The organism is Cohnella endophytica (assembly GCF_003628305.1).
Taxonomy (GTDB): Bacteria; Bacillota; Bacilli; order Paenibacillales; family Paenibacillaceae; genus Cohnella; species Cohnella endophytica.
Map to the genome: position 1 here is coordinate 410370 of NZ_RBZM01000004.1, position 12003 is coordinate 422372.

The 12003-nt window shown below is 54.9% G+C and carries 11 protein-coding genes; all 11 read left to right on the forward strand.

Translation table 11 applies throughout. From position 1 onward, the window contains the following. Positions 1-6 precede the first annotated feature (6 nt). On the forward strand, positions 7-2301 hold the full coding sequence (locus D7Z26_RS08385) for an HD family phosphohydrolase (RefSeq protein ID WP_120975775.1): 2295 nt from the start codon (positions 7-9) through the stop codon (positions 2299-2301). Beyond that, the gene (gene ybeY / locus D7Z26_RS08390) at positions 2273-2818 is read left to right on the forward strand and encodes an rRNA maturation RNase YbeY (RefSeq protein ID WP_120975777.1); all 546 of its coding nucleotides are present in this window, start codon (positions 2273-2275) and stop codon (positions 2816-2818) included. The genes D7Z26_RS08385 and ybeY overlap by 29 nt, the downstream gene beginning before the upstream one ends. Beyond that, the gene (locus D7Z26_RS08395; protein WP_120975779.1) at positions 2815-3189 is read left to right on the forward strand and encodes a diacylglycerol kinase family protein; all 375 of its coding nucleotides are present in this window, start codon (positions 2815-2817) and stop codon (positions 3187-3189) included. Before ybeY ends, D7Z26_RS08395 begins: the two co-directional genes overlap by 4 nt. Before the next feature lie 24 nt (positions 3190-3213). Beyond that, a complete protein-coding gene (gene cdd / locus D7Z26_RS08400; protein WP_120975780.1) occupies positions 3214-3639 on the forward strand; it encodes a cytidine deaminase in 426 nt (141 codons plus the stop codon). Between the two features lie 27 nt (positions 3640-3666). Beyond that, positions 3667-4569, forward strand: coding sequence for a GTPase Era (era, locus tag D7Z26_RS08405; RefSeq protein WP_120975782.1), 903 nt, complete (start codon positions 3667-3669; stop codon positions 4567-4569). Between the two features lie 121 nt (positions 4570-4690). Then, positions 4691-4840 carry a YqzL family protein gene (locus D7Z26_RS08410; protein ID WP_120975784.1) on the forward strand — a complete coding sequence of 50 codons (150 nt, stop codon included), beginning with the start codon at positions 4691-4693 and terminating at the stop codon, positions 4838-4840. A gap of 6 nt (positions 4841-4846) precedes the next feature. Then, the gene (gene recO / locus D7Z26_RS08415) at positions 4847-5647 is read left to right on the forward strand and encodes a DNA repair protein RecO (protein WP_120975787.1); all 801 of its coding nucleotides are present in this window, start codon (positions 4847-4849) and stop codon (positions 5645-5647) included. Between the two features lie 325 nt (positions 5648-5972). Next, positions 5973-6860 (forward strand): glycine--tRNA ligase subunit alpha, encoded by an 888-nt coding sequence (gene glyQ / locus D7Z26_RS08420; RefSeq protein ID WP_120975789.1) that lies wholly within the window; start codon positions 5973-5975, stop codon positions 6858-6860. Further along, positions 6853-8934 (forward strand): glycine--tRNA ligase subunit beta, encoded by a 2082-nt coding sequence (gene glyS / locus D7Z26_RS08425; protein WP_120975791.1) that lies wholly within the window; start codon positions 6853-6855, stop codon positions 8932-8934. The genes glyQ and glyS overlap by 8 nt, the downstream gene beginning before the upstream one ends. 82 nt (positions 8935-9016) lie before the next feature. Then, on the forward strand, positions 9017-9823 hold the full coding sequence (locus D7Z26_RS08430) for a pyruvate, water dikinase regulatory protein (protein ID WP_120975792.1): 807 nt from the start codon (positions 9017-9019) through the stop codon (positions 9821-9823). Positions 9824-10421: 598 nt separating this feature from the next. Then, positions 10422-11987, forward strand: a complete 1566-nt coding sequence (locus D7Z26_RS08435) for a glycosyltransferase family 39 protein (protein ID WP_120975794.1) — start codon at positions 10422-10424, stop codon at positions 11985-11987. Positions 11988-12003: the final 16 nt, after the last annotated feature.

The following is a 12003-nucleotide window of genomic DNA, read 5'->3' on the forward strand; positions in this document are numbered from 1 at the left end:
CGCCGGATGAGTCGGAAGATCAACGGCCAGCCAAGCAATCCGCTTACCTTATCGGGGGCAGCGGCAGGATGGAAGCAAAGCGCGGCGATGCGCTGGCTCCTGCTCCTGCTTTTTGTATTTTTGTTTTATTTCAGCGTAGCTCCCCGGCTCGTTCCGGAGACGTACGACATTACGCTGAACGGCAAGAGCGAGAAGGACATACGCGCTCCCCGCCAAGAGCTGGACGAAAAGGCGACGTTGCAAGCGCAGGAAGAAGCCGCCGAGAAGGTCGCTCCGATCTATTCGATCGTGGCATTGCGGAACGAAGCGTTGATCGACGATCTCTTCACGCGAATTGAAGAGCTTAACCTGGACGATCAGATAACGGAAACCGACAAGGTCGATATTTTCCGCAGGGTCATTCCCGAGCGCGTGCAACAATATGTAGAGAACTTCGTAGCCGCGAATAAAGGCTCGGAGACGTATTCCGAGGGCTTGTTGGCGGAAATGCAGAAAGTCGTGCAGTCCCAATCGTACGCGATTCCCGAAGAAACCTTCTACAAGATTCCTAGGCTGACTGCGACGCAATTGCAGGAAATGCGTCCCGTCGGAAAAGATATCGTACGAAAGCTGACCGGAGAGTCACTGACGCAAGCGGAAACGGCTCGAACGAAAGTAGCCGAGTTCGTCAACGCGAGCTCGTTGTCGCTTAAGACGGAGCGGGAAATCGTGCAGGAGCTGGCGCGGATCGCGATACTGCCCAATAAGTTTTACGATAAGCAAGCCACGGAAGAAGCGAAGGTCGAGGCAAAGCAGAATACGCAGCCCGTCTTGATCAAGCAAGGGGATATCGTGGTCAAAGCGGGGCAGGTGATCACGCAGAACCTGTACGAGAAGCTCGACTCCCTCGGTCTGCTTAAGGAACGCAAAAACTATTTGCCGCAATTGGGCGTGTTATTGTTCGCGATTATTTTCACCTTGGCGCTATATGGCTACGGCGAATTGACAGCCGCATCTTCGGCATCGTCGCTGAAACGCACGAACGTTCAGTGGGTCATGCTGCTGCTGATTTTCGCGCTTAACTTATTGTTCATGCACCTCGTCGCCTTGACGCACAGCTCGGACTGGCCTTACGTCGGGTATTTGGCTCCGATCGCGATGGGGAGCATGCTCGTTACGTTGTTGCTGGACGTGCATTTGGGGCTCGTCAGCTCCTTCCTGTTCACATTGATGGCCAGCATGATCTTGAACGTGGAGCAGGAGCATATTTTCGACTTCCATTACGGGTTCGTCGCGGCAGTCGTTTCGTTCACTGCCGTGTTATCCATTCATCGGGCGAGCCAGCGTTCCTCCATCCTTAAGGCGGGAATCATGGTCAGCCTGTTCGGTTCGGTTGCCGTTCTGGCCCTCATGCTGGTCAGCCCGGAGCCAAGTCGCACCGCGCTTGTCCAATCGGTTATTTTCATGTTGTCCAGCGGGCTGCTAACGGCCGTGCTCGTTATCGGTTTGATGCCGTTCTTCGAAGTCACGTTCGGCATACTGTCCGCGCTGAAGCTCGTGGAGCTGTCCAATCCGAATCATCCGTTGCTGCGCAAGCTGCTGACGGAAACGCCCGGAACTTACCATCACAGCCTGATGGTGGGCAACCTCTCGGAAGCCGCCGCCGAATCGGTCGGGGCCAACGGCTTGCTCTGCAGGGTCGGATCGTTCTATCATGATGTCGGTAAGACGAAAAGACCGCTCTACTTTATCGAGAACCAGAATGCTTCGGGAAATCCGCACGATAAGCTCGACCCGAAGGTCAGCGCATCGATCATAATCGCGCATGCCAAGGATGGAGCGGATATGCTGAAAGCCCATAAGCTGCCAAAGCCGATCAGGGATATCGCCGAGCAACATCACGGCACGACGTTCCTGAAGTACTTTTACTACAAAGCGGTGAAGCAGGCTCAGGAGCAGGGCGTCGAGAACGAATGGACGGAAGACGATTATCGTTATCCGGGCCCTAAGGCGCAATCCAAAGAGGCCGCGATCGTAGGCATTGCCGACTGCGTTGAAGCCGCCGTCCGCTCGTTGAATCATCCGAAGGTCGAGCAGATCGAGGACATTATCGGGAAGATTATCAAGGACAGGCTAGACGATAATCAGTTCAACGAATGCGATCTGACGTTGCGCGAATTGGACAAGATCGCGGAGACGCTCAAGGAAACGGTCATCGGCATGTTCCATTCGCGAATCGAGTATCCCGACGATAAAGAAATGAAAAAATTGAAAGAAACGAAGGAGATCAAACATGAGCTTACAGCTGGAGTGGATCGATGAGCGTGAAGGCGGCGCGGGGGAGCGCGAGGAGCAATGGATGGCGCTGCTCGAGAAGCTGCTTCGCATCGCGGGCGAGAAGGAACAGGTAACGGAGGGAATCGTTACCTTGACGCTGACGGACGATGAAGGAATCCGCGAGCTGAACCGTCAATATCGCGGATTGGACAAACCGACCGACGTGCTTAGCTTTTCCTTGATCGAAGGCGAAGAGCCGGAAATCCGTTACGAGGGAGAATACGAAGCCTCCGAAGAAAGCGAAGAAGGAGACGGGGAATGGACGGACGAGGCGCAAGCCGCGAGCCCGTATTCCGAATTGCTCGGCGACATCGTCATCTCGATTCCGCGCGCGGAAGCCCAGGCGGAAGAGTATGGACATAGCTTCGAGCGAGAGCTCGGCTTCCTGTTCGTTCACGGTTTCTTGCACGTTGTCGGGCACGACCACGCGGACGAAGCGCAAGAGAAGGAAATGTTCGCCAAGCAAGAGCTGGTGCTGCAGGAAGCCGGCTTAACGCGATGAGCGGCTGGCGTTCGCGGGAGATTCATTCATTCCGCTGCGCGATAGCCGGAATCTACGCGGCTCTGCGCGGCGAACGCCATATGCAATTTCATTTCGCCGCGGCGATCGCCGTCGTAGCCGCGGGTTTCTGGTTGCAGGTCGGGCGAGAGGATTGGTTATGGTTATCCGCAGCGATCGCCGTAGTATGGGTAGCGGAGTTATTCAATACCGCGATCGAGCGGGTAGTCGACATGGCTTCGCCGGGCATGCATCCGCTCGCGAAAGCCGCCAAAGATACGGCGGCAGGGGCGGTACTAGTAACGTCGCTTTTCGCAGTGATCGTCGGAGTGATCGTGCTCGGACCGCCGCTATGGGATACTTTTCGTAAATAATTACAACTACTGGGGGCTATTTTAATGGGATTCAATGGACTTTCTTACTCGATCGAGCAATTGTTGGAAGCGGCGAAGGAAGCGCGCGCCAAAGCTTACGTACCTTACTCGGGATTCGGCGTGGGCGCCGTCCTCATCGATTCGGACGGACAAATGCACAAGGGATGCAACGTGGAGAACGCGGCTTACAGCCCGACGAATTGCGCGGAGCGCACGGCTCTGCACCGCGCCATCGCGGACGGTCGTCAAGCGGGAGAATTCAAGGCGATAGCCGTCATCGCGGATACCGATCTTCCGGTTACGCCTTGCGGCGTCTGCCGTCAAGTGCTGGCCGAGCTCTGCGATCCGGATATGACCGTGATCTTAGGGAACATGCAAGGTGAACACCGTGTAACGACCGTGTCGGAATTGCTTCCGGGAGCGTTTACATCCCGGGACTTGAACAAATGAACGGACTAGATTGAAGGAGATTAGCACATGCAGAAAAAAGGCTTTAAATCGGGCTTCGTGGCGATCGTCGGCCGACCGAACGTAGGCAAATCTACGTTAATGAACCAAGTTATCGGACAGAAGATCGCGATCATGTCGGATAAGCCACAGACGACGCGGAACAAAATCCATGGCGTCTATACGACGGACGACGTGCAAATCGTCTTCTTGGATACGCCAGGCATTCACAAGCCGAACTCCAAGCTGGGTAATTATATGGTGAAAGCCGCGGAGAGCGCTTTGAACGAGGTGGAAGCGATCCTGTTCCTTACGGACGTCACCGAAGAACTCGGCGGCGGCGACCGCTACATTATCGAACAGCTCAAGAAGGTCAAAGATACGCCTGTTTTCCTCGTGCTGAACAAAATCGATAAAATCCATCCCGAAGCAATGCTGCCGGTCATCGATAAATTCCGCAAACAAATGGATTTCGCGGAAATCGTGCCCGTATCGGCTTTGAACGGGAATAACGTAAATGCGTTGCTCGAACAAGTATCGCGTTACTTGAAAGAAGGTCCGATGTATTATCCCGCGGACCAGCTTACCGATCATCCCGAGCAATTCGTGTGCGCGGAGCTCATTCGCGAGAAGTTGTTGCAGCTTACCCGCGAGGAAGTACCGCATTCGATCGCGGTCGAGATCGAGAGCATGAGCGTGGCGCCTAACGGACTCGTGAACATCGGAGCGGTTATTTTCGTCGAACGCGACTCCCAAAAAGGAATTATTATCGGCAAGAGCGGCGCGTTGCTCAAGGAAGTCGGCAAGCTTGCGAGGCTTGATATGGAGCGGCTGCTCGGCTCCAAGATTTTCCTCGAGTTATGGGTAAAGGTCAACAAGGACTGGCGCAATCGCGATTCGCTGCTGAAGACGCTCGGTTACAGGGAAGAATAGCGTACTAGGAATTCATACGCCCGCGTATCGAATAAAAAGTGTCAGGCATATCGTGGCTTCCCGCGAGACATCCTAATCCGTGAAGATGCAATTCATTTTCGCCCGGAGAGGATGAGGCGCTGTGCGGGATTTCACGTGGCACGTGTTTACGCAAACCGGCGATATCGAAGCTTATTTGCTTTATAATGAGGTACGCAATCTCGGGAACTCCGAGCTCGGCGCGACTGCCGGGACGGAAGACGAAGAGAACAGCGTAGAGGACGAGGAATGATGACCGTTGTTATATCGGGTCGAAGGGTTGGTCATCCGCAGCACCGATTACGGCGAAGGTAATAAAATCATCACCCTGCTTACGCCGAGTTACGGCAAGCAGGGCATTGTCGTGCGCGGGGCCAAGAAGCTGAAGAGCCGTTACGGCTCGCTCGCGCAGCTTTTTACATACGGAGACTATTCCTACTACAAGACCGGCTCGCTCGGTTCCCTGAACAGCGGCGAGATCATTCGTTCGTTTCATGAGCTGAGGGAAGGCTTGGAAGGTCCTGCTTACGCGTCTTACGCGGCGGAACTGACGGATCGGGCCATTAACGACGACGAAGCCGCGGCGTATTTGTACCATCAGTTAATGGCATGCCAAGTCGCGCTTGCCGAAGGTAAAGACCCGCAGATCGTGCTTCGGGCATATGAAATGAAGGTCGTTCAAGCGGCGGGCTACTCTCCGATGCTGGACGAATGCGTGAGCTGCGGGAGACAGGACGGATCGTTTCGTTTTAGTTCGACGGCAGGCGGCGCTTTATGTTATCTCTGCAAGCATCGGGATCCTTCGGCACTGGAGCTGGAGGATGGCGTCTGGCGGTTGCTTCGAGTGTTCGCGGCTCTCGATATGCGGAGGCTCGGCAATATCGCCGTACGGGAAAGCTCCAAACGCCAGGTACAGCTCGCTTTGAAGCGCTGGATGGACACGCATTTGAACTTGAACCTGAAGTCGCGGCATTTCCTGGAGCAGATGGACAAATACTCCGACATGCTCGGGGAGCGCACGAAGCGTCCCGATCCGGAAACCGGAGACGGGGCGGTTTGACAGGCTGCGGCGCTGTGGTTTAGAATGGCATCATAATCGTTATTGTCTCTGCGAAGGAGAAAGTAACCGAATACCGTTAGCAAGCTCAGCGAGCCGGGAATGGTGCAAGCCCGGAGGACACGGATCGGCGAAGGGCGCTCTGGAGAGATTTCGCAACTTTGAGGAGGGCTTCCGTGTACCGGCGCTATGATGCCGGACGCAATCGGGAAGCCAAGTAGGGTGGAACCGCGGGAATGCTCAGCTCCCGTCCCTATGTCTGTTCAGGCAGACGTAGGGACAGGGGCTTTTTATGTTGTAAAGACACTCGCCAAAGGAGCGAAAAAGAATGAATTTTCAACAAATGACGTTAACGCTGCAGCAATTTTGGGCGGAACAGAACTGCATCGTCGTTCAGCCGTACGACACGGAGAAGGGTGCGGGTACGATGAATCCGATGACGTTCCTTCGCGCGATCGGACCTGAGCCGTGGAACGTAGCTTACGTGGAGCCTTCCAGAAGGCCGGCGGACGGCCGTTACGGCGAGAACCCGAACCGACTGTACCAGCATCATCAGTTCCAAGTTATCATGAAGCCGTCTCCGGATAACATCCAGGAGCTGTATTTGGAAAGCTTGAAGAAGCTAGGCATCGATCCGCTACATCATGATATTCGTTTCGTCGAGGATAACTGGGAATCTCCAACGTTAGGAGCTTGGGGGCTTGGTTGGGAAGTGTGGCTGGACGGCATGGAAGTGACTCAGTTCACGTACTTCCAGCAAGTAGGAGGCATCGATTGCCATCCGGTCGCGGTGGAAATCACTTACGGGATGGAGCGGCTCGCTTCCTACATCCAGGACAAGGAGAACGTTTTCGATCTGGAGTGGGTACAGGGCGTCTCTTACGGCGACGTCTTCAAGCATCCGGAATACGAGCATTCGAAGTACACGTTCGAGGTGTCGGATACGGCAATGCTGTTCCAACTGTTCTCCACCTACGAGGCGGAAGCAAAACGGGCGATGGACGAAAACCTTGTTTTCCCGGCGTACGACTACGTGCTGAAATGCTCTCACACGTTTAACCTGTTGGATGCAAGAGGCGCGATCAGCGTAACGGAGCGCACGGGTTACATTACGAGAGTTCGTAACCTGGCTCGCCAAGTGGCGGCTACGTTCCTGCAGGAGCGGGAACGTCTTGAATTCCCTCTGCTGAAGAAAGGAGCGGCGAACAATGGCTAAGGACTTATTGCTGGAGATCGGATTGGAAGAGGTGCCTGCCCGCTTCGTGCGCGCGGCCATGGAGCAATTGAAGGACAAGACGGAGAAATGGCTTTCGGATAGCCGATTGGACTTCGCGGAAGTAAAAGCTTACGCGACGCCGCGCAGGCTTGCGGTGCTCGTGTCCGGGCTGGCCGACAAACAAGAAGACGTAAGCGAGGAAGTCAAAGGTCCGTCCCGCAAAATCGCGTACGACGAGAACAGCGGCTGGAGCAAACCCGCGCTCGGTTTCGCGCGCAGCCAAGGCGTCGAGCCGGACTCGCTGTTCATTCGCGAAGTCGCGAACATCGAATATATTTTCGCCACGAAAAGCAGTATCGGAGTAGAGACGGCTTCCTTGTTGTCCGAGGCGTTGCCGGCGCTCGTTACTTCGCTTACTTTCCCTAAAAATATGAGATGGGGCAGCTACGAGCTCCGTTACGTTCGTCCGATCCGTTGGCTCGTCGCGCTTCATGGGAACGAAGTCGTACCGTTCGAGATTACCGGCGTCAAGTCCGGCAACGTTACGCGAGGACACCGGTTCCTGGGTGGAGAGACGACGATCGAGGAGCCTGCCGTTTACGCGGAGCGATTGCTCGCGCAGCATGTAATCGTGGACGTAGAACAACGGGAGCAAGCGATTGTCGCCGGCATTCAAAGCCTGTCCACGGAACGTGGCTGGAATATCGCGGTGAAGGACGACTTGTTGGAAGAAGTACTGTTCCTCGTCGAAACGCCGACCGTGCTGACCGGTTCGTTCGACCCGTCGTTCCTGAACATCCCGCAAGAAGTGTTGATTACTTCGATGCGCGAGCATCAACGGTACTTCCCTGTGCTCGACGGTGAGGGCAAGCTGCTTCCGCACTTCGTAACGGTTCGCAACGGCGATAACGTATCGCTAGACGTCGTATCCAGAGGTAACGAGAAGGTGCTCCGCGCCAGGCTGTCAGATGCGAAGTTTTTCTACGAGGAAGACAAGAAGCTGGTCATCGCAAGCGCGCTCGCGAAGCTGGAGAACGTCGTGTATCACGAAGAACTAGGCACTGTAGCCGACAAAGTGCGTCGCGTTCGCAAAGTCGCCGATCAGATCGCCCGTCAGCTGCGCGTTGACGCGGAAACGCTAGACGACGTAGACCGTACGGCGGATATTTGCAAATTCGATCTCGTGTCGCAGATGGTATACGAGTTTCCCGAGCTCCAAGGCATCATGGGCGAAGATTACGCCCGTAAGGCCGGCGAGCGGGAAACGGTCGCGAAGGCGATCAACGAGCACTATTCTCCTCGGAACGCGGGCGACCGCCCTGCGGCTTCGATCGTCGGCGCGATCGTCGGCATCGCCGACAAGCTCGATACGATCGCGGGTTGCTTCTCGATCGGCATTATTCCGACGGGTTCGCAGGATCCATACGCCTTGCGTCGTCAAGCGGCAGGTATCGTGAATACGCTCCTGGCTCACGAAATGGAGATCACGCTCGACGAGTTGTTCCGAATCGCTCTCGACGTGCAAGCGGAACGCGGCTTGAAGCGCGATGCGTTCGATATTTCCAAGGACATGAACGAATTTTTCGCGCTTCGGATCAAAAACCTGCTGTCCGATCAATCGATCCGTTACGACGTCGTGGATGCGGTCCTCGGCGCGGGGGTCAAAGATATTCGGCGTACGTTGCTTCGGGCGCAAGCTTTGCAAGCCGTCCATGCGGATGGCGATAAATCGGACTTCCGTCCGGCGGTAGAGGCATTTAATCGGGTGTGCAACCTGGCTGCCAAATCCGATTCCAAACAAGTGGACGCGAAGCTGTTCGCCGATGCGGCGGAAGAGCGGCTGTACGAAGCTTGGCAGAAAGCGCACGGCGTCATGCTAAACGCTACCGCTCAAGCGAATCTGACGGAGGCGTTGTCGGCGCTGTCGTCCTTGAGCAAGCCGATCGCGGAGTTTTTCGAAGCGGTTATGGTAATGGCCGAAGACGAAGCGTTGCGTCGCAATCGCTTGGCGCTGTTGTCGTTAGTCGCGGACGACGTGAAGCAGTTCGCGGATTTCTCCAAGCTTACGGGCTGATTCCAGGCGTTTACGACATATTGGAAATGGCTAATGAAACCGAATGAAGCAAGTTAAGCATTTAACGGAAGGAGTTGGCGATATGTCACCCTCAAGCGTGACCGTATACGTCGTGTCCGATTCCGCAGGAGATACGGGCGAGCTGGCGGTCAGGGCCGCGGCCGCCCAGTTTCACCCGTTGTCCGTGCAGATCCGGCGTGCCGCGTTTATCCAGACGCGCGAAGGCATCGACGCTTTGGTTACCGCGGCGCAATTGGATAACAGCATCGTGTTATACACGCTGGTTATTCCGTTCTTGCGAGATTACATGGTCGAAAGGGCGAAACAGGCGAAATTGACGGCGATCGATTTGCTCGGTCCGCTGATCGATAGCTTGGAGCGGACGCTAGGCCACGAGTCCCGTCATGAACCCGGATTAAACCACGTGCTGGACGCGGATTATTTCCGCAAGGTGGAAGCGGTCGAATTCGCGGTGCGCTACGATGACGCCAGGGACGTGACCGGCATTCTGAAGGCGGACATCGTGCTTGTGGGCGTCTCCAGAACGTCCAAAACCCCGCTATCCATGGTGCTCGCGCACAAGACGTTTAAGGTAGCTAACGTTCCGCTGATCCCGGAGCTCGTTCCCCCTAAAGAATTATATTTGGCGTCTCCTCACAAAGTAATCGGACTGACGATCGATCCGAATTCGCTCAACGCGATCCGCAAGGAACGTTTGAAAGCGTTAGGCCTGCCGGACTCGGCGCCTTACGCGACGTCCGAGCGGATTCTGAAGGAGCTGGATCACGCGAAAGCGGTCATGGACAAAATCGGCTGCATCGTCATCGACGTGTCCAACAAAGCCGTAGAGGAAACGGCGAGCTTGATTTTGGAGCATTTTCAGCGCTGATTGCACGGATACCGAACGGGTCCATTCAAAAATCATTTACGCACAAGAAGAGAACCGCGAGGTTCTCTTTTTGCGCGTATTACGGAGACCTAAGTAACAACGCTACCAGCAGGCAGAAAATCCGTACCGAGAGCCCCTATCGAGCATCAGTTAGTTTGTCTCGCGAAGTAATTCCGTGCCGAGAGCTCCATTCGAGCATCAGTTAGTTCGTCTCGCGAAGTAACTCCGTGCCGAGAGTTCCATTCGAGCATCAGTTAGTTTGTCTCGCGAAGTAACTCCGTGCCGAGAGCTCCATTCGAGTAGCAGTTAGTTCGTCTCGCGAAGTAACTCCGTGCTAAGAGCCCCAATCGAACGGTAGTTAGTTCGTCTCGCGAAGTAACTCCGTGCTGAGAGCCCCAATCGAACAGTAGTTAGTTCGTCTCGCGAGGTAATTCCCTACCGAGAGCCACAATCGAGCATCAGTTAGTTCGTCTCGCGAAGTAACTCCGTGATGAGCACTTCCGACGGACTTTCCTAGGTCTCTACCTGCATGGTTTCCCTTCGAACTGGGTAATAATACTGGGAAAACTCAACTAGAGAGACTTGGAGGTGATGTTGCTTGCCCGTTCTCAGGATGGGAAAAAAGTTCGTGATCGCGGTCGCCGCTACCGTCTTCGCGTTGGAATTCGTTTTCGGCTATTATTTGGCTCATATTTACGGATTTATGTCGGGAGACGCATCAAGCCGCGTCGCGAACGCATTTTACGTCCTGTATAGCCGGAACCCGGCATTGGCTAACATCGGCTTCGTATGGGGACCGTTGCCGAGCCTGTTGGAAATGATTCCTTTGCTGTTTAATCCGTTCTTCCCGTTGCTTGCTTCTTCGGGTATTGCCGCCGTGCTCGTCAGCAGCTTGTTCGCGGCATCGTCCGCGGCGGTCCTGATGAGAATCGCCTTGGATTACGGCCTCGGCAAGTGGCGGAGCCTGGCGCTCGTCGCGCTCTATTCGCTGAATCCCTATATTTTCTACTATGGAGCGAACGGACTTACCGAAGTCATGTTCATTTATTTTATTCAAGCGATCGTTGTCCATCTTGCGCTATGGCTCAAGGACGGCAACGTTCGATCTCTCATCGTCGTGTCTCTCGCGTTGGGTTTGGCTTTCTGGATGCGCTACGAGGCGATTACGCTTGCCGCCGGCGTAGCCATGGTAATCGCGGTAGGCATTTATCGGAATAAAGCGGAGGGAAGCGGCAGGCGCTACAAGTGGACGAAGCTCGAAGCGGCTTGGATCGTCGTCCTTACTCCGTTCGTATTCTCCGTGTGCTGTTGGATTTTCTATAATTATACGATTATGGGCAACGGCTTTTATTTTCTGAACTCTTCCTATAGCAATCTTGGGCAAGCGGAGCTGATCAAGAGCAATCCGGAGTTCGCTTCGCTCGTCGGCGATCCGATCGCCGCGGCCGTATTCGTCATGAAGAAAAACGCCTATTTTAGCCTCCCGCTGCTAGCAATCGTTGCCTTGCGCGTTGCGGAAAAACGCCTGTTGAGGAAAGATTTTCTCGTCCTTCTGATTTTGATCGTCTCGTTAAGCGCGATGCAATACGGCTTGTTGGTAAAAGGGAGTTCGGCCGCATGGATCCGATACTTCATGTACCCGCTTCCGGTCGTCGCGGCATGGATCCCTTATGAACTCAGTCAGGCGAAATTTCGCAAAACCGCGTTCGCGGGTTATGCCGCGGCCATGCTCGTTAGCGCTTGGGTTCTGTTGGCCATGATGAACAATCCGGCGGTCGCATCCGACGAGTACGAGGCTTTTCGAAGGGGGAAGCTTTACGACGAACAGCAGGCAGGACAAGCCGCGAGCCGATATTTGAACGAGAATTATCCCGACAGCATGACGCTGACCGATTCGTTCAGCAGTTTCCGCATCATTATGGGCAGCGATCGTCCCCGGAAATTCGTGATCACGAGCGATCGGGATTTCCGGAGGATGCTTGAGGATCCGCAGGGTAGTGCGGTCGAACTCATTCTAGTCCCGAATCCGCAAGCGGTGCTGACGTTGGACGCGGTAAACCGGGAATACCCCCGCCTCTACGAGGAAGGGGCGCCATGGGCCACGCTATTGAAACAGTTCGACGATTATTGGAGATTGTATCGGGTTAATCATAACGTTTCGTAGTCATCGGCATCATCGG